18 protein-coding genes and 1 other annotated feature are annotated in these 22913 nt (G+C 57.2%); of the genes, 14 read left to right on the top strand and 4 right to left on the bottom strand.

The features are described 5' to 3' along the window. Positions 1–75: 75 nt before the first annotated feature. On the bottom strand, positions 76–1308 hold the full coding sequence (locus EG886_RS04765; protein ID WP_164491653.1) for an MFS transporter: 1233 nt from the start codon (positions 1306–1308) through the stop codon (positions 76–78). 487 nt (positions 1309–1795) lie between these two features. Between EG886_RS04765 and EG886_RS04770 the strand changes: the two genes are divergently transcribed. Next, positions 1796–3322 carry a class I adenylate-forming enzyme family protein gene (locus EG886_RS04770; RefSeq protein ID WP_124727068.1) on the top strand — a complete coding sequence of 509 codons (1527 nt, stop codon included), beginning with the start codon at positions 1796–1798 and terminating at the stop codon, positions 3320–3322. Positions 3323–3530: 208 nt separating this feature from the next. Here the strand turns inward: EG886_RS04770 and EG886_RS04775 are convergent, their stop codons facing one another. From EG886_RS04775 to EG886_RS04785, 3 genes are read right to left on the bottom strand one after another with little or no spacing between them, the layout of a single operon-like run. Next, a complete protein-coding gene (locus EG886_RS04775) occupies positions 3531–4340 on the bottom strand; it encodes an ABC transporter permease (protein WP_124727069.1) in 810 nt (269 codons plus the stop codon). Then, positions 4337–5104, bottom strand: coding sequence for an ABC transporter ATP-binding protein (locus EG886_RS04780; RefSeq protein WP_124727070.1), 768 nt, complete (start codon positions 5102–5104; stop codon positions 4337–4339). Before EG886_RS04780 ends, EG886_RS04775 begins: the two co-directional genes overlap by 4 nt. 16 nt (positions 5105–5120) lie before the next feature. Beyond that, positions 5121–6158, bottom strand: a complete 1038-nt coding sequence (locus tag EG886_RS04785) for an ABC transporter substrate-binding protein (protein WP_241154373.1) — start codon at positions 6156–6158, stop codon at positions 5121–5123. 289 nt (positions 6159–6447) lie between these two features. On the opposite strand from EG886_RS04785, the gene hemA reads away from it, so the two are divergent. From hemA to murC, 13 genes are all read left to right on the top strand, one after another. Further along, positions 6448–7797, top strand: coding sequence for a glutamyl-tRNA reductase (gene hemA / locus EG886_RS04790; RefSeq protein WP_124727071.1), 1350 nt, complete (start codon positions 6448–6450; stop codon positions 7795–7797). Between the two features lie 18 nt (positions 7798–7815). Further along, entirely contained in the window at positions 7816–8634 is an 819-nt protein-coding gene (locus EG886_RS04795) for a cytochrome C assembly family protein (RefSeq protein WP_124727072.1), read from the top strand. Between the two features lie 21 nt (positions 8635–8655). Next, positions 8656–9105 (top strand): precorrin-2 dehydrogenase/sirohydrochlorin ferrochelatase family protein, encoded by a 450-nt coding sequence (locus EG886_RS04800; protein WP_124727073.1) that lies wholly within the window; start codon positions 8656–8658, stop codon positions 9103–9105. Then, complete coding sequence (hemC, locus tag EG886_RS04805) at positions 9098–10024, top strand: hydroxymethylbilane synthase (protein WP_124727074.1); 927 nt, start codon at positions 9098–9100, stop codon at positions 10022–10024. Before EG886_RS04800 ends, hemC begins: the two co-directional genes overlap by 8 nt. Continuing rightward, positions 10021–11550 (top strand): uroporphyrinogen-III C-methyltransferase, encoded by a 1530-nt coding sequence (gene cobA, locus EG886_RS04810; RefSeq protein ID WP_124727075.1) that lies wholly within the window; start codon positions 10021–10023, stop codon positions 11548–11550. The genes hemC and cobA overlap by 4 nt, the downstream gene beginning before the upstream one ends. 3 nt (positions 11551–11553) lie before the next feature. Then, positions 11554–12537, top strand: coding sequence for a porphobilinogen synthase (gene hemB, locus EG886_RS04815; protein ID WP_124727076.1), 984 nt, complete (start codon positions 11554–11556; stop codon positions 12535–12537). A gap of 139 nt (positions 12538–12676) precedes the next feature. After that, positions 12677–13972 (top strand): glutamate-1-semialdehyde 2,1-aminomutase, encoded by a 1296-nt coding sequence (gene hemL / locus EG886_RS04820; protein ID WP_124727077.1) that lies wholly within the window; start codon positions 12677–12679, stop codon positions 13970–13972. Between the two features lie 193 nt (positions 13973–14165). After that, positions 14166–15260, top strand: coding sequence for a LysM peptidoglycan-binding domain-containing protein (locus EG886_RS04825; RefSeq protein ID WP_124727078.1), 1095 nt, complete (start codon positions 14166–14168; stop codon positions 15258–15260). 23 nt (positions 15261–15283) lie between these two features. Further along, on the top strand, positions 15284–16363 hold the full coding sequence (locus EG886_RS04830) for a phosphotransferase (protein ID WP_164491654.1): 1080 nt from the start codon (positions 15284–15286) through the stop codon (positions 16361–16363). A 293-nt stretch (positions 16364–16656) separates the two neighbouring features. Next, positions 16657–16815 (top strand): hypothetical protein, encoded by a 159-nt coding sequence (locus tag EG886_RS13675; protein ID WP_164491655.1) that lies wholly within the window; start codon positions 16657–16659, stop codon positions 16813–16815. A 177-nt stretch (positions 16816–16992) separates the two neighbouring features. After that, positions 16993–17239, top strand: a binding site (T-box leader). A gap of 46 nt (positions 17240–17285) precedes the next feature. Next, positions 17286–19952, top strand: a complete 2667-nt coding sequence (locus EG886_RS04835) for a valine--tRNA ligase (RefSeq protein ID WP_124727080.1) — start codon at positions 17286–17288, stop codon at positions 19950–19952. Positions 19953–20088: 136 nt separating this feature from the next. Next, a complete protein-coding gene (locus tag EG886_RS04840) occupies positions 20089–21420 on the top strand; it encodes a bifunctional folylpolyglutamate synthase/dihydrofolate synthase (protein WP_164491656.1) in 1332 nt (443 codons plus the stop codon). A gap of 28 nt (positions 21421–21448) precedes the next feature. After that, entirely contained in the window at positions 21449–22834 is a 1386-nt protein-coding gene (gene murC, locus EG886_RS04845; RefSeq protein WP_124728665.1) for a UDP-N-acetylmuramate--L-alanine ligase, read from the top strand. Positions 22835–22913: the final 79 nt, after the last annotated feature.

Consider the following 22913-nt stretch of genomic DNA (forward strand, 5'->3'; position numbering starts at 1 on the left):
CATTTCTTCCATTCTATCACAATTTGTTCAATCTTTCGAAGGGAGGGAGTGATCTGGAAGAATCAAGGATGTTTCTTACGCCTGCCGGCTTTCTTCGCGGACCGACCAATCTGCCGCCGGCATGTTCGTCATCAAGGATGCCAGCGTTGCCGACACAATGATCATTGCGCCCCCGACAAACACGTGGGCCGGGTGCCAATGTTCCGCCACCCAACCGGCGAGCACGACACTGAGAGGAGCGAGCAGCGTGGAGACCAGTCTGGATGCACTGATCACCCGCCCCAACATGTGTTCCGGGACGCATGTCTGGAACAGCAGATGAATCAGTCTTGAATTAAGACCGACGCAGAACATCAGGAAACAAACGGAAATACCGACGAACAACCAGTGTTCCTGGAAGGGGATGGAGAGAAGGGAAACAGACACCACGAGCGATGACACGAACAGAATTCTTCCGGACCGGAACGCCGCCTGTACTCGGGAAAACATCAGCCCGCTGAGCAATCCGCCCACCGCGGCCATCGTCATGATGATTCCGATCTGCGACGTCTGAAGATTCATGACTTCCTTCAAATGGTAAAGCAAAATCAGAACGGCTCCACTGAGACCGAAGTTGACGAACAGGTTCCAGACCAGGATGGAACGGAACAGGTTGTTGGACAGCGTGTATCGGAGCCCTTCCTTGCTGGCGGACCAGATGGCTCCGGGAGAAGACAGGTCCGTTTCCCGCGCCGGCTTGTAATGACGAATCAACGACAGGGTGGACAGGAGCAGCAGAAAGGCCCCCACGTTGATCCAAAGAGACGCGAAAAGCCCCAGGGCGGTGATGATCAGTCCGGAGACGGCCGGACCGGTTGCTTCCGCCGTCGAGATGGCCATCTGCATGATGCCGTTGGCTCTCGGCAAATCCCGTTTTTCCACCAGTTGCGGGATGATCGAAGTATCGGCAACCCGGTACAGAGCGATGCAAAGATCCAACACAAAAGCCACCAAGAACACAGACGCCACGTCAAAAACGTCCAGGGAAGCGGAGATCGGAAGGAGGCTGATGAACAATGCCTGCAATGCCGAAATGATCATGAGAAGCTTCTTCCGATCCATCATGTCCACGATGCTGCCGCCGAAGAATCCGACCAGAAATTCCGCGACAAAGCCCAATGCGTACATGAAACCCATCAGGACGGAAGATCCGGTCGCATTAAGAATCAACAAAGGGATGGCCAAATCGTACAATTGCTCCGCCATCTTGTGGATGAAATGGCTGGTCAACACGAACAGAAATGACCTGTTTTTGAGTATTCCGGACACCCGTTGCCGACCTCCCTGAAACATGGTTCAATGGAAGAACGATGGACTGGATCTGCTGGCGGCACTTTTTTCTGGTTTATTGATAGAAAATGCGATTCTTTCTCTATTATTTTTGTGCATTTCCTGTTGGATTTTTTGTGCAAGAAAATGTATAGGTGATGCGTTGATCTCCCACAATTGTTTCATTCTTGTTAAAAATCAGATGGGTGGATCTGTTTCAATCTTAACATGATGATATGAATTCGTCTGAAAAATTTTTGGTGGAGAGGAGACGTGTCACCACTTTGGTCGGGACATTCCTTGATCAACGGGCAGACCGGACGGGAAAAAATCAGGGTGGGAAGAATTGTAAAATTTGTATAAATATTATTGGGTTTCAGATCTATTTTTGATAAATAGAATAAAATTCGTTCACAATTCGCCAAAAATCATCTAATATGGAAATGACATATCCAAATCTGTGGTTGCAAGGAGGGGTTGTCAACGCATGAGCGTGATCGGAGATCTGCTGCGTCATCGCACCCGGTTGTCCCCGGAACTGGAAGCCGTGGTGAGCCCGACAAAACGGTGGACGTACCGTGAATACAACCGGATGGTGAACAAGCTGGCCCACTATCTGCTCAAGATGGAAGTGAAAAAAGGCGACCGGATCGCGATGGTCTGCAAAAACAGCCATCATTTTCCGCTCATTTACATGGCTGCCGCCAAAATCGGTGCCATTACCGTCCCGATCAACTGGCGGCTCAAAACCGAAGGAATTCAATACATACTTGAGGATTGCCAACCGAAAATCCTGTTTTACGACGCGCAATACGACCAGGTGAAGCCGCTTCTGGGCGTGTATCCGTTCATTCGGCAAGAGATCCTGGTGACTTTGGAGAACGATGTTTCCTTGCTGGAACAACTGATCGAACCGTATCCCGACGAGGAACCGGTGGCAGACGTAAATCCGGAAGATCCGTTGCTGATCATCTACACGTCCGGAACGACCGGACGTTCCAAAGGGGTGGTCTGCACCCACCACAACCTGTACTTTGCCTGCATCGCCAATACGTCCACGCTCGACTGGCGGTATCGGGATCGCTTCCTGATGGTGACCCCGCTCTTCCACATCAGCGGGATGGTGATCAGCGTTTGTGCCCTGTTCCGGGGATTCACCCTGGTTGTGAACGACCAATTCCACCCCATGCAGACCTGGGATCTTTTGGAATCGGAGAAGATCAATATCATGTTCTCCGTTCCCGGCATGTTGAACTTCATGTATGAGTCTCTCAAACAACGCTTTGTGGAGGCGGCTTCGCTTCGCATGATCATCTGCGGAGGGGCCAAGGTTCCGGCAGATCTGATTCGCGGTCTGTACCATTTCGGATACAATGTGGTGCAGGTGTACGGTGCGACGGAATTTGCGGGGGCCGCCACGTTCTGGCTGCCGGAGTACGGCATCGAAACCTGTGAATCGGCAGGAAAACCGGTGCTCCTGACCGGGATGAAAATCGTGGATCCCAAGACGGGCGAAGTGCTTCCGCCGGGAAAAATCGGCGAAGTGGCATGCCGGGGACCGCTGATGTTCGCCGGGTATTGGAACATGGAAAAAGAGACGGCCGAAGTGGTTCGCGATGGTTGGTATCACACGGGAGATTTGGGCTACATGGACGAAAACGGGCTCCTCTACGTCGTGGACCGGCTCAAAGACGTGATCATCACCAACGGGGAAAACGTGTTCCCGGCACAGGTGGAATTGGTCATCAACCGATTGGAAGCCGTGGCGGAGTCCGCCGTCGTCGGAGTTCCGCACCCGGTGTGGGGCGAACTGGCCCGGGCTTATGTTGTTCTGAAAGAAGGCCGTTCGGCGGAAGCCGGGGAAGTCATCGCGCATGTCCGACGGTCCTTGCCGGATCACCACCTGCATGAAGTGGTATTCGTCGAGGAGTTGCCGAAAAACGGCATGGGCAAGGTGATGAAATTCCTGCTGCGTCAAGAAGCCGTCCGGGAACAGCAATCATCCCAAGACTGACCGGTCTCCGGTTATGCACGGATGACTTGCGGGACAAGCCGCCGTCACTTCAGTGGAGGAGTCGGGCGCGCAAGGGGAGAGCGAGACTTCGAAACATCCATAAGATTGTCAGTGTTCCCGAAGACATAAGCACGGGCCTCTCCGCTCAAGCCGGAGAGGCCCGTCATCTTTGGAGAAAAACAGTTTCGGAACCCTTTTCTTCCCGTGCTCATCCGGATTGTCGATGACCGGGCAATCTTGCTTCCAACCAGGCAATTCCCTGATACATTCCCGTGGCAATCACGGCGACGATGACCAGGCTGAGCATCACCAGATGCAGATTGAACACTTGAAATCCGTAGATGATCAGATAACCGAGTCCTCCTTTGGAAACCAGGAATTCTCCGACAATCACGCCGACCCAGGCGAGCCCGACGTTGACTTTCAGTGCGGCCAGCATGTCGGGAATCGCCGAGGGGAAAATGATCATCCGATAGAGCTGGCCGCGGGTGGCTCCGAACGAACGGGCCAGGATCAGCAAGTTGCGGTCCGTTTCACGGAAACGGGTGTGGATCACCAAGGTGGTGATGATGATGGTGATGGCCACGGCCATGGCAAGTATGGAGATGAATCCCGCACCGAGCGCCACGATGAAGAGGGGACCGAGCGCCACTTTGGGCATGCTGTTCAGGATGACGAGATAAGGATCGAGAACGCGCGACAGGAACGGAGAGAACCAGATCAGGGTGGCCAGGCCGATGCCGGAAGCGGTGCCGAGCAGGAATCCGCAGACCGTCTCCAGCGAGGTGATCCAGATGTGGCGCCACAGTTCACCGGATGCCGAAAGTTTGACGGCTTCCTGCCAGACATGGGTCGGGCTGCTGAACAGAAACGGGTCGATCCAGCCCAGCCTGACGGCTCCTTCCCAGAGAAAGATGAATCCCAGCAGCAAGGTCAATTGCCAAAACCGAACCCAACGGGTTTGTTTCTTCAATCGTCGAATCCATTGGCGATGTTCGGGACTTTGCCGTTCGCTCATGAGGCGTCCACCTCCCTCCAGAGCTCCCGAAACAGGGCGCGGAACTCCGGATGGTTTCGGCTCTCCAGCGGGGGAAGCCGCCGGATGGATTCGGGAATGGTCAGCTGACGGCGGATTTCTCCGGGTTTTCCGCCCATGATCAGGATGCGGTCGCCGGTGGCGAGAGCTTCCTCGAGATCATGGGTGACCAGAATCACCGTCTTTTTTTCTTCCCGCACGGTCCGGAGGAGGAGATCTTCCAACTGGATCTTGGTGCGAATGTCCAAGGCGGAGAACGGTTCGTCAAGCAGCAGGATGTCCGGATCCACGGCAAGGGTGCGGGCGATGGCCACCCGTTGCCGCATCCCGCCGGAGAGTTCGTGCGGATAGCGATGGCGGGCATCGGACAATCCCATTCGTTCGAGCCAGTGAAGCGCCCGTTTCCGGTTTTCCGGGGTGGCCTGCCGGCGGATGCGAAGGCCCAACATCACGTTCTCCTCCACTGTTTTCCATGCGAGAAGCCCGTCTGTTTGAAGCATGTATCCCGTATGCCGGGTCGGACGGCGGACTTCCCGGTCAAAGAGGAGAATCTTGCCGCGGGTGGGCGGAAAAAGGCCGGCGATCAGGGAAAGCAGCGTGCTTTTTCCGCAGCCGCTCGGTCCGACGATGACCAGAAATTCCCCGGCTTCCACTTCGAAGCAAACGGAGCGGATCGCCTGCGTTTCGGCGATCGGACTGAAGTATGACTGGGTGACGGACTCCACGCGGATCACCGGTGATGTCATGGGAGAATGCCCCCTTTCAGGGTGATTGGGTGATCTCCCGTTTGGCTTCCTCGGCAAAGCGGATGTTCACCAGCTGCTCATACGGAATGTCCTTGGGCAATTCACCCGCCGTGCGCATGATGTCCAGCAGTCTGTCGTACTCCTCCCGATCGATGATCGGGTCGGCGGCATACGATTCCTGTTCTTTGTAGCGACGGATCACCTTGAGCAAAATGTCGTCGGATGTGTCGGGGAAGTGTTCTTTCATCACTTGGGCGATTTCTTCGGGGGAGTGCGTGGACACCCACAGCTGTCCGTTTTGGATGGCCCGGGTGAATTTTTTGATCAAATCGGGGTTTTGTTCGAGGAACTGTTTTCGGGCAAGATAGCACGTATAGGGAAGGTGTCCGCTTTGCGTGCCGAACGAGGCCACCACGTAACCTTTGCCTTCCTGTTCCAGTTTGGAGGCGATGGGCTCGAACAGCTGGGCGAATTCCCCGGTCCCGGCGGCAAAGGCATTGCCCAGGTTGGCGTAATCCACGTTCTGGATGATCTTGACGTCTTTGTGGGGAATGAGGTTGTTGCGTCTTTGGACATATTCGCTGACCATCTGCGGCATGCCGCCGCGGCGTTGTCCGAGCAGGGTTCTTCCTCTCAGCATGCTCCAATCGAAGTTTTCGATCGGTTCCCTGGAGACGAGGAACGAACCGTCCGTCTGCGTCAGTTGGGCGAACGCCTGAACGGCGTTTTGTGACGATCTCGCGGTCACGTAGACGGCTGCTTCGGCGCCGACCAGCGCCACGTCCGCCTGATCCGAGACGAGGGCGGTCATGGTCTTGTCACCGCCGTTGCCGTTGGACAGCTCAATGTCCAATCCTTCTTCCTTGAAAAACCCCTTGCTCATCGCCACATACTGCGGGGCGTAAAACAGGGAATGCGTCACTTCCACCAAGCGGATTTTGACAAGTCCTTCCCGATCATCCGGCACCGTCCGGCAACCCGCGAGCACCATCGCAAGAACGAGCATCCATGCCAAAGCCGGGATGATTCGGCTTCGAGTCCGGCTGAATATCAAGGGAAACACCCCGTTTCGGATCGTGGGATCAAAACATTGAATTCAATCAAATGAACATGTTGTTTTTCTTATATTCGGTTTTTTCAGACTCCAATTTAATGATACCAAATTTTGGTCTAAGGCGCGAGAGACCACCGGGCGGTTTTTGGCGCTTCAAAATGTGTTCACAGCAAAAACATCGGGATTGGGGAACCCTGTGCTATAATGAGAGATGATTTATGGACGAAAAGGACCCCGGAAGTCATGCAAATAACAGACAGAAACGCTTTCCGGGTTGAGGTGATCGACCATGCATATTCTCGTCGTGGGACTCAATCACAAGACGGCACCGGTCGAACTTCGGGAACGCTTGTCGTTTGACGGGGAGCGGCTGGAACTGGCTCTTCGTACGCTGCACGGGATGAAGAGCGTGCTGGAATGCGTGATCGTCAGCACATGCAACCGCATGGAATTGTATGCGGTCTGCGATCAACTTCATACAGGCAAATATTATGCCAAATCTTTCCTTGAAACCTGGTTCCGCCTCCCTCGGGAGGAGTTTTCCCCTCACCTGTACGTGAAGTCCGGGGACGAGGCGATCCGTCATCTGCACCGGGTGGTATGCGGTCTCGACTCACTGGTGATCGGTGAAACGCAGATTCTGGGGCAGGTCAAGGACGCGTTTCTGGCAGCACAACGGGCCAAAGTGACGGGAACCATCTTCAACATGCTGTTCAAGCAAGCCGTCACGTTCGGAAAGCGGGTTCACTCCGAAACCGAAATCGGTCAGAACGCCGTATCCGTCAGCTATGCCGCGGTCGAACTCGGACGCAAAATGTTCGACACCCTGGAAGGAAAAACGGTGCTGTTGGTCGGAGCGGGCAAGATGAGTGAATTGACCGCCCGGCATTTCCGCTCCGTGGGAGCCGGGAAAGTGCTTGTCGTCAACCGGACGTTTGAGCGTGCCCGGGAATTGGCGGATCGTTTTTCCGGAGAAGCTCGTCCGTGGGAGCACTTGTCCGACAGCCTGCGCGAAGCGGACATCGTGGTCAGTTCCACCGGGGCGAGAGAACCGGTCCTGACCTTCGGACTCGTGTCCGAGGCCGTGAAGAACCGTCGACGCCCGTTGTTTCTCATCGACATTGCCGTTCCGAGGGATATCGTGCCGACCGTTCACGAGCTGGACCAAGTGTTCTTGTACGACATCGATGATCTGCAGGGGATTGTCGACTCCAATCTGGCTCTGCGGGAACAGGAAGGACGAAGAGTGGAAACCTGGATCGAAGGGGAACTGGCCGCTTTCCGCGACTGGATGGATACGCTGGGCGTGGTTCCGCTGATCAGCGCCTTGCGGGAAAAGATGCTGGCCATCCAGGAAGAAGCCGTCCAGCGCATCGAGCGGAAACTTCCGGAACTGACCGAGCAGGAGAAGCGCGTGATCCGCAAACACACCAGAGGTATCGTCAACCAGCTTTTGCATGATCCGATCGTGCGGATCAAAGAACTGGCCACCACGTCGAAAAAAGCGGAAGCGCAGGAAATGTTTGTTTATCTGTTCGCTCTGGAGGATACGATGGAAAAAAATGGATCCGGAGAGGAAAAGGAGACTTCGGCCAAACAGCCCCGTTGGATCCCTGCCGGTGCAGCCGTCCGCCAATAGAGCGGAAGGGGGACCGTGATGTTTGCGGAACGCTGGTTGTACGATCTGCTCATCTATCTGTATGCGCTTTCTCTGGCATTCTCATTCTCCGATCTCCTGCACCGGAGCGGCCAGGCTTGGCGGATCGGCACCGGTCTTCATTTTTTGGTCTGGCTTTTGATGATGGGCCGGTTTTTGGCGGGAATGCTGGAACTGGTTCCGTTCTCCGTGAGGGTGGACACCTTGTACATTTATTCACTCGCACTCGTCACGTTCACGCTGGCTCTCAGCCTGAATCGCCGGATGGCGTTGTTTTCCTGGATCGCCAATCTGGTTGGATTTCTGGTGCTGGTGCTCAATCTGTTCTTTGCCCGCGGCACAACGTCCGAATTCCAGAATCTTTTGCTCACGGAATTGGTGTTTGTCCATGTGACGACGGCGGTGTTCGCCTATGTGGCTTTGTCCCTCTCCAGCATCGGCGCCGGTTTGTATTTGCTGGAAAACCATTTGCTCAAAAAGCGCAAATGGAACCGGCTGTTGGACAGGCTGCCCAGCCTGGGGAGCCTGGAGATGGTTTCCACATGGTTGGTGGCAGGCGGAATCCTGTTTCTGCTCGTTTCGTTGGTGCTCGGCATCTTGTACGCCTACCAGACGGTGGGGGCCGTTTTCTGGAAAGATCCCAAGCCTTGGAGTTCGCTCGTGGTCGTGGCCGTGTACGGCTGGGTGCTGGTCGGACGTCATCTGTTCCGATGGCCGATTCGCCGGCAGGCTTGGTGGAATGCGCTGGCCTTGCTGTTTCTGGTGGCCAACTACCTCGTTCCCAAATTGCTGCGCACCTCGTTTCATCATTGGATTTAGTCAAAAAGGAGTCGGGCCGACATGAAGCCGTACTGTTCAATGACGGAGGAGATTCGGTATCCCCTGCCCGGCGGTGGCCGGCGGCCGTGCCGCGGAACGGAAACCGCCTCCCCGTTTGGAGCGGGAGCGGACGTCCGTCCGGTCAGCCCCGTGGTCACGCCGGTGATCAAGGAATGGTCGGCGACCGGCGTGCTCCGGTGGAAACCGTGGTCTTGCCGGAACGGAGACGGAGAAGGTGGTCTCCTTGTGTCGGCGGCCACGGCCCGGGAAGATGGAAACCGGCAGGTTCACCACGACACCATGGCCAGCGGCCGATGGGGCAATGTGGCGGATCAGCCGGCTTTGTGCAATTTCACCGTTCCTTCCGTGATGCGACGCGGCCGGCTGGCCGTCACCCGCAAAAATGCGGAGGTGCCGGAAGGACGGAATGGAGAGGAAACACTTGTGAAAGGAGGGGAAAGTCATGCGTGAATGGGTGGTGGGCTCCCGACGCAGTCAACTGGCGCTGACCCAGACCGGTTGGGTGATCGACCGGATTCGGGAAGCGGCCCCCGACAGATCGCTTCGGGTGGAGAAGATCGTCACCAAGGGCGACCGCATTTTGAACGTCACCTTGTCCAAAGTGGGGGGCAAGGGTCTCTTTGTGAAAGAGATTGAAGAAGCGCTTCTCAGCGGACGCATCGACCTTGCGGTGCACAGCATGAAGGACATGCCTTCCGAAATGCCGCCGGGATTGGTGATCGGCGCGATCCCCGTCCGGGAAACCCCCTTGGATTGCCTCATTTCCCGGAACGGGCGGAAATTGGCTGAGCTTCCCTCCGGGGCATTGGTGGGAACCAGCAGTCTGCGCCGTCAGGCCCAGGTGTTGGCCGCGCGGCCCGATCTGCGGGTGGAACCGGTCCGGGGCAACCTGGATACCCGTCTGGAGAAATTGAACCGGGGAGAGTTCGATGCCATTTTGCTGGCGGCCGCCGGGCTGAACCGACTGGGTTGGTCGGACCGCATCACGGAAGAGCTGCCCATGGACGTGATGCTGCCGGCAGTCGGACAGGGGGCTTTGGCGATTCAGTGCCGGGAAGACGACCATGAACTGCTGGAAGTTCTCTCCCGCATTCATCATGAAGAGACGGCACGGGCCGTCCGCGCCGAGCGCGCTTTCATGGGAGCGTTCGAAGGAGGGTGCCATCTGCCGCTGGCCGCTCATGCGGAAGTCATCGGTGACCGGGTCCGGCTCACCGGATTGGTGGGAGATCCCGACGGAACACGCGTCTTGCGCGGGGAAATGGAAGGAACCGATGAGAAGGCGACGGGAATGGCTTTGGCCGAAGACCTTCTGAGCCGGGGAGCCGGCGAATTGCTGTCCAGGGTCAAAGAAGGGATGGTTGGATGAACGGAAAAGTCGTGCTGGTGGGAGCGGGTCCGGGTGATCCCGGCCTCATGACCGTGAAAGGGCTCGAAGTGATTCAAAAGGCGGATGTGATCGTGTATGACCGGCTCACCAGCCCGCTTTTGCTGAAACACAAAAATCCGGGAGCGGAATTGGTGTATGTGGGGGAATTGCCCGACCGGCACGCGCTGACGCAGGAAGAAATCCATGAACTGTTGGTGCAAAAGGCAAAGGAAGGAAAATTCGTGTGTCGCCTCAAAGGCGATGATCCGTTCTTTTTCGGACGGGGTGGAGAAGAAGCGGAACGGTGCGTGGAAGAAGGCATTCCATATGAGGTGGTTCCGGGAGTCACCTCGGCGGTCGCGGTACCGGCCTATGCGGGCATTCCCGTGACACACCGTGACTTCAACGCCTCCTTTGTCGTCATTGCCGGACAAGACCGGGCGGAAAAGGCGGAAACCTCCGTCCGGTGGGATCTGATCGCCGCCGCGCATGATACGTTGGTGTTTCCGATGGAGGTCGGAAATCTTCCTTACATCACCGAGCAACTCATCAAACACGGAAAATCCCCGGAAACACCCGTGGCGCTGATCTGCCGGGGAACGCGCGTCGAGCAGGAGACCCTGACCGGCACGCTTGCCGACATCGCGGAAAAGATGCGCCAAACGGATTTCCGCTCACCGGCGGTCATCGTCGTGGGGGAAGTGGTGAAGCTTCGGGAAAAGCTCGCCTGGTTCGAGAAAAAACCGCTTTTCGGCAAACGGATCTTGGTCACCCGGGCGCGGAGCCAGATGAGCGTTCTGTCGGAGAAAATTCGCGAACTGGGGGGCGAACCGTTGGAATTCCCGGTCATTCGCATCACGTCTCCGGCGCGTCAGGATCTTCTTGATCAGGCGCTCCGATGCCTGGGGAGTTACGACTGGGTCATCTTCACCAGCGCCAACGGGGTCCGCCGCTTTTTCCTCCGGCTTCGGGAACTGGGCATCGACATTCGCAGCATGCACAAGGCCAAAGTGGCGGCCATCGGACCGAAAACGGCGGAGCCGCTGCTGGAGCGCGGGATTCAGGTGGAACTTCTGCCTGATGAATACCGGGCGGAATCGTTGGTGGAAGTGCTGCGTCCGCATGTCAAACCGGGCGAACGCATCCTGCTTCCCCGTGCGGACATTGCCCGCAAGGTGCTGTCCGAGGAACTGGCGGCCTTGGGGTGCGAAGTGACCGAAGTGGATGCGTACGATACCCGAATGAACGCGGAAAATGCCGGTGAAGTGGTGAAGCTGCTGAAAGAAGAAGCCATACATGTGATCACTTTCACAAGTCCTTCCACCGTTCGAAATTTCCTTAAAGCGGTCGGAACGTTGGAACCGGATGTTCACTCATTGCTGGCTCGCCCTTCCATTGTTTGCATCGGGCCGGTCACGGCCAAAGCGGCGGAAGAAGAAGGGTTGAACGTGGATGCCGTCGCTGATGACTACACGATCGACGGACTGTTGGATGCGGTCCGCAAATTGCCGGCTGGGGGGAAATGAGACATGTCTTCATTCATTCGTCATCGCCGTCTGAGAAGCTCGGAAGTGCTCAGACGGATGGTTCGGGAACATCATTTGCATGTGGAGGATCTCATTTATCCGTTGTTCGTCGTGGAAGGGACGGGCATTCGGGAAGAAGTGCCGTCCATGCCCGATGTGTATCATTTTTCCGTTGACATGTTGGATGACGAGCTTCAAGAGGTGACCCGGCTGGGCATTCCGTCGGTCATCGTGTTCGGTGTGCCGGCGGAGAAGGATGAAATCGGAAGTCAGGCGGATTGTCCGAACGGGATTGTGCAGCGGGCCATCCGCCGGATCAAGGAACGTTTTCCGGGACTGTATGTCATCGCCGATACCTGCCTGTGCCAATACACGTCTCACGGCCATTGCGGCATCGTGGAAAACGGGGAGGTGCTGAATGATCCGTCCCTGGAGCGGCTGGTGTCCACCGCCGTGTCGCAGGCCCGGGCCGGTGCCGACATGATCGCTCCTTCCAACATGATGGACGGATTTGTGCAGGCCATCCGGAAGGGATTGGATGAGGCGGGCTTCTCCCATGTACCGATCATGTCATACGCCGTCAAATATGCGTCCGGTTTTTACGGCCCGTTCCGAGATGCCGCCCATTCCGCTCCGGAATTCGGCGATCGCCGCTCGTATCAAATGGATCCGGCAAACAGCCGTGAAGCCTTGCGTGAGGCGGCATCCGACGTGGCGGAAGGGGCCGATGTCCTGATGGTCAAACCGGGACTTGCCTATTTGGACGTGATTCATCGGGTGCGTGAGCGGTTTGACCTTCCCGTGGCGGCGTACAACGTCAGCGGAGAGTATTCCATGATCAAGGCGGCGGCGAAAAACGGCTGGCTCGATGAAAAACAGGTGGTGCTGGAGACGTTGACGGCGTTCAAGCGGGCCGGTGCGGACCTGATTCTCACCTATCATGCCAAAGATGCCGCACGTTGGCTCAAAGAAGACGAATCCGCTTGACCCGTGAAGACGAAATTGCGTCATCCGTCAGCTCGGATGTTGACGAAATAGAATCCGTCCGGTTTTCATCCGACATGCCTGACCGGCTCATTCCGGTGCCGGTCAGGCCACAATTCTGGTTTCAAGGCGGTGATTCCACATGTCGCACAATGGGTTTGATCGTTCCGTCTCTCTCTATGCCGAAGCCGTCAAATACATCCCCGGTGGTGTCAACAGTCCGGTCCGTGCGTTTCGTTCCGTCAAAATGAACCCGGTGTTTGCCGAACGCGCGTACGGTTCCCGGGTGGTGGATGCAGACGGCAACGAATACATCGACTATATCCTTTCCTGGGGACCGTTGATCCTCGGGCATGCACATCCCGAAGTGGTGAAAGCGATTGCGGAGACCGCCGCAAAGGGAACCAGTTTCGGCGTGCCGACGGAGCTGGAGACGGAGATGGCCAAACTGGTGATCGATCGCATGCCTGGCGTGGAAATCGTGCGCATGGTCAATTCCGGCACGGAAGCGACGATGAGCGCGCTCAGGCTGGCCCGTGCGTATACGGGGAGAAACAAAATTCTCAAGTTTGAAGGAAGTTATCACGGGCATTCCGACAGCTTGTTGATCAAGGCCGGTTCCGGCGTGGCCACCCTGGGACTTCCGGACAGCCCGGGCGTGCCGGAAAACACGGCACAGCACACCCTGACCGTTCCGTACAACGATCTGGAAAGCGTGAAGCTTGTCTTTGAAAAATTCGGCGAAGATCTTGCCGCCGTCATTCTGGAGCCCGTTGCCGGCAACATGGGCGTCATTCCGCCGGAACCGGGATTCCTGGAGGGACTCAGGGAAATCACGCGCCGCCACGGCACGCTGCTCATCTTTGACGAAGTGATGACCGGATTCCGCGTCGGTTATCACTCCGCACAGGGATTGTACGGCATTGATCCCGACCTGACCACCATGGGCAAGGTGATCGGCGGAGGTTTGCCGGTCGGAGCCTACGGCGGCAAACGGGAAATCATGGAACGGATTGCACCCGTGGGACCCGTCTATCAAGCGGGGACACTTTCCGGAAATCCGCTGGCCATGGCGGCCGGATTCGCCACGCTCACCCGACTCACTCCGGAAGCGTATGACGAACTGGAGCGCAAAGGACGGGTGTTGGAAGAAGGATTGCGTCAAAATGCAAGAGAAGCGGGGATTCCCCACTGGATCAATCGCGTCGGCTCCATGGTTTGCCTGTTCTTCACCCATGAAAAGGTGTCTGACTACGCCGGTGCCAAGACTTCCGACACGGACCTGTTTGCGAGGTACTTCCGTCTCATGTTGGAGGAAGGCGTGCTCGTTCCGCCGTCCCAGTTTGAAGGCATGTTCCTCTCCACCGCCCATACGGATGAGGACATCGCCCGCACGCTGGAAGCCAATCGGCGCGCACTGAAAAAACTTGCCGGATGACCGTAACGAGTCACATCCCTGATCCCAAGGATCGGGGATGTTTTTTTGTGCCCTCTTTCGGGTTTGTCCCCACCTTCAGTTATAACCCCTCTTCACGCGCATATAGATGGAGTAGCGTCCCAAATGCGCAGGAATCGGCTGAACAGCCGGAGCTTGCGGTTTCGGAGCGACCCCGTAGAAGGAGGGACAAGAGTTGGAAAACCCGTTTGCGCAACTTCGCTTTGACATCTCGGAAAAAGTGCGCCTGCATCCGCAACAGCCGGGCATTGACACCCTCCTGGAGATGGACCTGTATCCGGACGTGGAGATCAAAGATGAAGGACAACACCTGAAAATCCAAGGCTATCTCCGGTTGAGCGGTACGTACCTCGCCTCAAAAGATTCGGTTGAAACCGGGGCCGGGGATGGGGAGCGCACGGAAATACCGGAAGAAGAATTGCGGCACGAGCTGGCATACGTGATTCCGGTGGAAATCACCCTGCCGGCGGACCGGGCGGAGCAGAATCGCATCCTGGCCGAGGTAGAATCGTTTGATTACAGCGTGTTGTCTCCCTTTGAGCTGAAAATTGAGGCCGTTTTGATGATCGATGGTCTGATCCCGGATCAAAAGGACGTGGAGGCGGCCCGGGAGGAGGAAGAAGAATTGCCGGAGGTGCCCGCGTTCAGCGGGGCTCCCGCCAGACCGCTGACGATTCAAGGATCGGAGGATCGACAAGAAGAAGCGGAAGATCCTGATCGGGCGGAAGAGCCGGAATCCCGATCCGGGAAGGAACAACCGGTTTTTGAAGGATGGGACCGCGGAGAAAGTCCGGCCGAGTCGGGAGCCTTGTTCCCGGATACTACGGGATTCCGCGCGGGAAGGCCGGAAGAGGAGAGCCCCCGCGGCCTGAGTGAGGAATGGGAGTCTCCCGTTCAGCATCGGGGCCAACCCCCCGAAGAGTTTTGGAAAGAACGGCAGGAAAGCAGGAAGTTCCGGGACGGCGACAACGATGGTCACGAGCCGTCGCAAATTCGCCCGGAAGAAGCGGATGAGCGGCATGGGCTTCATGAAGAAGCGGAAGGAGCGGTGCGGAAACAGACGGATTGGATTCGCTGGCTCATCGGCAACAAACCGGAACAGTTCACCCCCATGCGGATGGTGATCGTCCGGAAAGAGGAGTCGGTCAACCAGCTGGCGGACCGATATGAAGTGTCCGCGAACCAGCTGATTCGAGTCAACCGGTTGACAACGGACCTTCTTGAAGAAGGTCAGATTCTTCATATTCCTGACCGAAAAAACGCGCCGTGAGGATGGGAAAGGAGCTGGTTCGGGTGAATGTTCCGCCGTTTTCCCGTGCGCATGAACTCGGGAACGTGTTTCGTCAATACGGATGGGAGCCCTCGGAAGTCGTGCAGGTCGGCGGCGTGTTTCGCGTGGTGACCAAAGAAGGAGTATACGCACTCAAAAGATCGGGGGCCCCACCGGAAAAGCTGGCTCTTCTTCACCGGATGTTGCATGAGGTCTCTTCCGGTGGCTTTCCCCATTTGCTGCCATGGGAAAAAACCCGTCGGGGAGAGGTGGTAGCGGAAACGGACGAATCGGCCTGGTACGCCACTCCCTGGATCGGGAATCCGGACGGCACGAAGACGGAGCCGGACGCCGAGGAAGTGGTGCGGGCCCTTGCGCGGTTTCATCGGGCGACGGAGACGTTCGCGGACAATTACCCCCGATTGAAAATCAGGGCGGGAGAAGCCCGCGTTTCCCGTTGGAAGAGGAAGCGGGAACGACTTCGGCAGATCATCGGGGAGATCGAAAAGAAGGAGTATCCCACTCCGTTTGAACAATGCCTGCTCCGTGGACGGGAGAGTGTGGACAAATCGTTGCAATTCGCCATTCTCGGGCTTGAGCGGTTCATCGAAACGGAGGGGGGAGAAGCTCCCGTCTACGCCCTTTGTCACCGGCGACTCCATCCGACAAACGTGGTGGCGGACGAGACCGGGTTCTGGTTCATCGATTTCGATCACGCCCAGTTCGATTCACCGGCGAGGGATCTGGCGGCAGCCATCAGGCGGTTCACCCGTCCGGGGGAAGGAGCGGATCGTGCGTTTGACCTCTTCCAGGCATATTCGGAAGAACGACCGCTGTCCCCGAAGGAAAAACGGCTCACCGCCCTGTACCTTGCTTATCCGGCAAACATCCTGAAATCGCTGGCCAGATACGGGGAACAACCGCGGGTGGCCCACCACGAAGTGAACGTGTCCGGGCGGCTGGAAAAAGAAATCGAACAGCTTGAGGGCATGCAAGACCTGATCCGTTCCCTGTGGCCGCGTCGGAAAAGGGCGGAAGGGACGGTTCGCGTGGCCGGACGGAATGGTATGCGCAAGCCGCCCGGGCGCGGACGCCCCCGGTGAATTTCCGAAAGGACACCGGTCCGGTCGGCGGGAATGAGCGGTGTTCAACCGTTCGCGGAAAAATGAATCTGCGGCGGATTTTCCGGGATGTTTCCCGGATTTTTTTCATTTTCCGGACGGATTCGGTGGAACGTTGATCATCCGATCCGATACATTATAATAAAGAAAGGGCGAATGTCATTTCGTCACATGATGACCGCCCGAGCGGTCTGGACAGATGAAGTCAAAACGTAGAGAATAAGAATATGTTGATGTGAAAAGAATTGGAGTCTCACAGGAAGGGGAACTCGACCTTGAGCGTAGTGAAGTCCGTCGTCAAGAAGGCGTACAGAGGGGCTCTTTTCCTCGGATTCCTGAGCATCCTTCTCCTGGTTACTGTATTGCTGCTCGCTTTCTTGGCCAACCCGGAAGCCATGTACGAAGCCGTGAAGAAGATTTTCGGAATCACGTGATCCGTTTCGTCACCGAAATGTGGCAGGGATCTTGTCGGTTTCACATCCCGGACTCATATCACCTCCTTCGGCGGCAACCAGGGATTGCCGCTTGTGTTTTTGGTCCGATTTGACGGTGATGTGCTTCCCGTTGTATGATAAGAGACAACATCAGCCAACTTGAATCTGATCAATGAATCATCGGCATTGACAGGGAGGAGTAGGCGTCCTTGTCCGACCAGAGAGGAGAGCCCGCCGGCTGAAAGGCTTTCCCGGAACAAGCCGCCGAACGTCGCCCTGGAGCCGGCAACCCGAACGTTCGCGGATGCGGACTGCGTAGGGTTGCCCGGAACCGGCCGTTATCCGGTTGAGTGCGCCCGGTCGGAGAAATCACTCCCATGGGCGAATAAAGGTGGTACCGCGGAAGAATCCTTTCGTCCTTTGATGGCGAAAGGTTTTTTTATTTATTCCCGAAACGGAGGAGAACGCGTATGGCAGAACAGATGAAAAGCAAGCTGCCGACGGCCTATGACCCGAAACAGACGGAGAAGAAGTGGTATGACCGCTGGCTGGAAAAAGACCTGTTCAGGGCCGGCACCGATCCGGCGAAAAAGCCGTACACCATTGTGATCCCGCCGCCGAACGTGACGGGAAATCTGCACATCGGACATGCGCTCAACAGCACGCTGCAAGACATCCTGATCCGGTTCAAGCGCATGCAGGGGTATGACGCTCTTTGGTTGCCGGGCATGGATCATGCGGGAATCGCCACGCAGGCGCGTGTGGAAGCCAGACTGCGCGAACAGGGCATCAGCCGACACGATCTGGGACGCGAGAAATTTTTGGAACAGACATGGAAGTGGAAGGATGAGTATTCCGCCAACATCGCTTCCCAGTGGGCACGGATGGGACTGTCGCTCGACTATTCCCGCGAACGCTTCACCTTGGACGAAGGGTTGTCCGATGCCGTGAAGGAAGTGTTTGTCCGCCTGTATGAGAAAGGACTGATCTACCGCGGGAAATACATCATCAACTGGGATCCCGAAGCCCGCACCGCTCTCTCCGACATCGAAGTGATTCACAAAGAAGTGAAAGGGGCTCTGTATCACATCCGCTATCCGCTGAAAGACGGATCCGGACACATCCAGGTGGCCACCACCCGTCCGGAAACGCTGCTCGGCGACACGGCGGTGGCGGTCCATCCGGACGATGAGCGGTACAGGGATTACGTCGGAAAAACGGTCGTGGTCCCGTTCGTCAACCGGGAGATTCCGATCGTTGCCGACGAGTACGTGGACAAAGAGTTCGGCAGCGGCGCGGTGAAAATCACCCCGGCCCATGACCCCAACGATTTTGAGCTCGGCAACCGGCACGATTTGCCGCAGGTGCTGGTCATGGACGAATCCGGCCGCATGAACGAAAACGCCGGAAAATATCAGGGACTCGACCGTTTCGAATGCCGCAAACAGATCGTGAAGGATCTGGAGGAACTGGGGCTCTTGGTCAAAGTGGAGGAGCACGTCCACTCCGTGGGGCACAGCGAACGGTCCGGCGCCGTGGTCGAACCGTATTTGTCCACCCAGTGGTTCGTGAAAATGAAGCCGCTCGCCGAGCGGGCCATCCAGGCTCAAAAAAGCGGACAGGGAGTCCGGTTTGTGCCCGAGCGCTTCGAGAAAATTTACCTGAACTGGTTGGAGAACATCCGTGACTGGTGCATTTCCCGTCAGCTGTGGTGGGGGCATCGCATCCCGGCCTGGTATGCGCCGGACGGTGAAGTGTTCGTCGCCCGCAACGAGGAAGAGGCATACGAGAAAGCCCGGGCAAAGTATGGGGAGGACGTCGTTCTCACGCAGGACGAAGACGTGCTGGACACCTGGTTCAGCTCGCAACTGTGGCCGTTTTCCACGCTGGGCTGGCCGGAAAAAACCCCCGATCTTCAGCGCTATTTCCCGACCGACTGTCTGGTGACGGGTTATGACATCATCTTCTTCTGGGTGGCCCGGATGGTCTTCATCTCGCAGGAGTTCACCGGCCAAATGCCGTTCCGTGACGTGCTTCTCACCGGCCTGGTGCGGGATGCCGAGGGACGGAAAATGTCCAAGTCGCTGGGCAACGGGGTCGACCCGATGGACGTGATCGACAAATACGGGGCGGACGCCATGCGCTTCATGCTTTCCACAGGCGTGACACCGGGCAATGATTTGAGATTCCGCTGGGAGAGGGTCGAGTCGGCACGAAACTTTGCCAACAAGATCTGGAATGCTTCCCGTTTTGCCTTGATGCACCTGGAAGGCGTGTCCGCGGAAGAACTGGAGCTGAGAGGTCCCTTCTCCACGGCCGACCGCTGGATTCTCCATCGCCTGAACGAGACGGTGAGGGACGTCACCCGGATGCTGGACCGTTATGAATTCGGGGAAGCCGGTCGCATTCTGTACAACTTCATCTGGGATGAATTCTGCGACTGGTACATCGAATTCTCCAAACTCCCGCTGTACGGCGATGACGCGGAAGCCAAACGGGTCACGCGTTCCGTGCTGGTGCACGTGCTGGACCAATCGCTTCGCCTGCTTCATCCGTTCATGCCGTTCATCACCGAGGAGATCCGCCATCACCTTCCGGTGAAGGGAGACAGCATCGTCATTGCCGAATGGCCGAGCGTGAATGAGGCCTTCACGGATGAAGAGGCGGCTGAGGAAATGCGGACCTTGATCGAAACCATCCGGGCGGTGCGCAATATCCGGGCCGAAATGGAAGTGGCTCCCAAACAGCAGGTGGAGCTCTTGATCCGCCCCGATGCGGGCCGCGAAGAGGCGTTCCGTCGGAGCGAAGGAGCCATCCGCCGGCTGTGCAACGTGGGAACGCTTGTCATCGATCCCGGACTGACCAGGCCCGGACAATCCATGACGGCCGTGGTTTCCGGAGGGGAATTGTTCCTCCCGTTGGCCGGATTGGTGGACATCGGACAGACCGTTTCCCGTCTGAAAGCCGAATTGAAAAAGCTGAACGCGGAAGTGGAACGCGTGGAGAAGAAATTGTCCAACCCCGGTTTTGTCGCCAAAGCACCCGCCCACGTGGTGGAAGCGGAGCGCAAAAAAGGAGAGGAGTACCGCGAAAAACGCGAAAAGGTGCTCGCCCGTCTGAAAGAATTGGAAGGTTGATCGTTCCGGGGAGTTCCCTCCGTCCGAGGGCTCCCCTTCCTTCGATTGACGGAATGATTGTTTCCGGGGAAAATGGTCAAGTAGTAATTATTTCGCCACAAAATGACAGGGAACCATGCGGAAGGGATCGAATCTCATGAACACTGTGCCTCTGACTTCGGCAAGCGATGTGTTTGCTTGGATGGACCGGGCTCTTGCCCGAAACATCAAACCCGGCCTTGAACGGATGGAGTGGGCCCTGGAACGGCTCGATCATCCGCAACGCCGGCTCAAGTACATCCACGTCGCCGGAACCAACGGCAAAGGATCCACGGCCGCGATGATTGACGCTGTCCTGCGGGAAGCCGGCTATCCGACCGGCATGTTCATCTCGCCGTATGTGACCTCCTGGAGAGAGCGCATCCGGTTTGACGGTGAGCCGATTCCGGAAGAGTCGTTTGTCCGTTGGGCGAATGAGTTGCGCCCGCTGGTCGGGGAAATGGCGGAATCGGGGCCGGGAGCACCCACTCCGTTTGAATTTTGGACATTGCTGGCGATTTTGTATTTTGCCCATGAGGCTTGCCCTTGGTTTGTCGTCTGGGAAACGGGACTCGGAGGGCGATTGGACTCCACCAACGTGGTTTGGCCGCTCGTTTCCGTCATCACCACGGTGGGGATGGAACATCGGGAATGGCTGGGTGACACCGTGTCGGAGATCGCCCGGGAAAAAGCGGGGATCATCAAGGCGGGAGTGCCCGTCATCTGCGGGGAAACCTCTGAGGAAGCCCTGTCTGTGATCGCGGAGACGGCCAAAAACAAACAATGTGACCTGTACGTTCGGGATCGGGATTTCGCGGTGGAGTCCGTTTCATCCGACCTGGACGGGCACCGGTTCCATTTCAGGAATGTGTACCGTCGCCTGGAAGACCTGCGCATTCCGCTGGCCGGGGCGCATCAGCTTTCCAATGCCGCGGTGGCTGCCATGACGCTGGAAATTCTCCGGCAACGATACGCCACGGTGATCGACCCCGAACATTTCCAAGAGGGATTGGCCAAGACGGATTGGCCGGGCAGGTTGGAGAAAGTGTCAAACCGACCGATGATACTCCTGGACGGCGCTCACAATCCGGACGGGATGAATGCACTGGCGGAGACGGTGAGGCAATATGGCGACGGAAAAAGGATTTTCGTTGTCGCGGTGATGAAGGACAAGGACGTTCGGGACATGCTCCGTCCGATTGCGGACCTGGCGGACCTGTTCGTGGCCACCCAGGTCGGCGGCGAATCGCGGAGTCTTCCGGCGGAAGAGTTGGCTGCCGAACTGCGCGGCTTGTCACCGGATACGGAAACGGTGGTCGAGCCCGTGGCGGAGAATGCCGTTCGTCTGGCGAGAGGGCGTGCAACGGAACAAGACCTGATCACGGTGGCCGGTTCCCTCTTTTTGGTTGCAGAGGTGCGGCCGATGCTTGTCCGGACGGAGGAAGCATGAGCATCAAAGACAAAGGCTGGTGATCCGTTTGCAAAACATCAAACGCGTGCACTTCATCGGCATCGGCGGTTACGGAATGAGTGCGATTGCCCGTGTGCTTTTGGATCTGGGCTGGGAAGTGACCGGATCCGACGTGGCGGAAAACGCGCTGGTGCAGAAACTGATCGAGCGGGGAGCCAATGTGTCGATCGGTCACCGCGCCGAAAATGTGGGAGACGTGGACATGGTGGTCTACTCTTCCAGCATTGCCCCGGACAACGTGGAACGTCTTGCGGCCGAGGAACGGGGAATCGAAGTTCTGCATCGTTCGCAGATGTTGGCACGTCTGCTCAATGACAAAAAGGGAGTCGCCGTGGCCGGTGCGCACGGCAAGACCACCACGTCGTCAATGATCGCGCAAACCTTGGAGTTGTGCGGTGCTGATCCCACCTATGTCATCGGAGGGGAAATTGTCAGCCTGAAAGGCAACGCCAAAGCGGGAAGCAGCGATTGGGTGGTGGCCGAAGCGGATGAAAGCGACGGCACGTTCCTTGAATATTTTCCGCATATTGCGGTGGTCACCAACATCGAGCCGGACCATTTGGAAAATTACGGAGGGGACTTTGAGAACCTGAAAAACGCTTATCGCTCTTTCCTGCGGCAGGTGCGGCCCGAGGGAATTGCCATCCTTGGATGGGACGACCCGTATGTCCGGGAGATGGCCGGAGAAGTTCGCGGCCGCGTCACCACGTACGCCTTGGACAGGCCGGCCGATTTCACCGCGCGGAACATCCGCCATCGCTTGAGGGAAACGACATTTGAGGTGTACCGCGGCGAAGAGATGCTCGGGGAAATCACCTTGCGCATTCCGGGTCGCCACAATGTGGCCAATGCTCTTGCCACCGTGATCGCCGCATTGGAAGCGGGGTTGGCGTTCGACGACATTGCCCGCGCCCTGTATGAATTCCAGGGAGCGAAACGACGCTTCCAAGTGATCGGGGAAGTGGACGGGGTCCTGGTCGTGGACGATTACGCCCACCACCCGACGGAAATCGCCGCCACCCTGAAAGGGGCTCGTGCCCTGAACCGCCGGATTGTTGCCGTATTCCAGCCGCAAAGATATTCCCGCACCCATCTGTTGTTCGATGAATTCAGCCGCTCGTTCGGTGAGGCGGATGAAGTCATCATCAACACGGTGTATGCACCGCCGGGCGAAAAACCCATTCCGGGCGTCAGCGCGGAACGACTGGCGGAGCGCATCAGGGAAAACAGCAATCCGAACGCCCGTTTCTTCGAGACCAAGGAAGAGATCGAGGAGTATCTGCTCGACACCGTCCGACCCGGAGATCTGGTCATGACGATGGGGGCCGGAGACATTTGGAGATTGGCACACGGTCTGGTGCCGAAGTTGGAAACACGTGTCCGGAAAGCATGAGCTCTCATCCTTTTTCATCCTGACCGGTGAGGCGGCTGGCATCCGCCGCCTCATTCCGGCGGAAAGGAAGGGCACGTCC

Source organism: Staphylospora marina (assembly GCF_003856495.1).
Lineage (GTDB): Bacteria > Bacillota > Bacilli > Thermoactinomycetales > Thermoactinomycetaceae > Staphylospora > Staphylospora marina.

Bases quoted from the DNA above. Each gene is read 5' to 3' on its own strand.
- EG886_RS04770 (WP_124727068.1), top strand. From the start codon at position 1,796: ATGAGCGTGATCGGAGATCTGCTGCGTCATCGCACCCGGTTGTCCCCG.
- EG886_RS04775 (WP_124727069.1), bottom strand. From the start codon at position 4,340: ATGAGCGAACGGCAAAGTCCCGAACATCGCCAATGGATTCGACGATTG.
- EG886_RS04780 (WP_124727070.1), bottom strand. From the start codon at position 5,104: ATGACATCACCGGTGATCCGCGTGGAGTCCGTCACCCAGTCATACTTC.
- hemA (WP_124727071.1), top strand. From the start codon at position 6,448: ATGCATATTCTCGTCGTGGGACTCAATCACAAGACGGCACCGGTCGAA.
- EG886_RS04795 (WP_124727072.1), top strand. From the start codon at position 7,816: ATGTTTGCGGAACGCTGGTTGTACGATCTGCTCATCTATCTGTATGCG.
- EG886_RS04800 (WP_124727073.1), top strand. From the start codon at position 8,656: ATGAAGCCGTACTGTTCAATGACGGAGGAGATTCGGTATCCCCTGCCC.
- hemC (WP_124727074.1), top strand. From the start codon at position 9,098: ATGCGTGAATGGGTGGTGGGCTCCCGACGCAGTCAACTGGCGCTGACC.
- cobA (WP_124727075.1), top strand. From the start codon at position 10,021: ATGAACGGAAAAGTCGTGCTGGTGGGAGCGGGTCCGGGTGATCCCGGC.
- hemB (WP_124727076.1), top strand. From the start codon at position 11,554: ATGTCTTCATTCATTCGTCATCGCCGTCTGAGAAGCTCGGAAGTGCTC.
- hemL (WP_124727077.1), top strand. From the start codon at position 12,677: ATGTCGCACAATGGGTTTGATCGTTCCGTCTCTCTCTATGCCGAAGCC.
- EG886_RS04835 (WP_124727080.1), top strand. From the start codon at position 17,286: ATGGCAGAACAGATGAAAAGCAAGCTGCCGACGGCCTATGACCCGAAA.
- EG886_RS04840 (WP_164491656.1), top strand. From the start codon at position 20,089: ATGAACACTGTGCCTCTGACTTCGGCAAGCGATGTGTTTGCTTGGATG.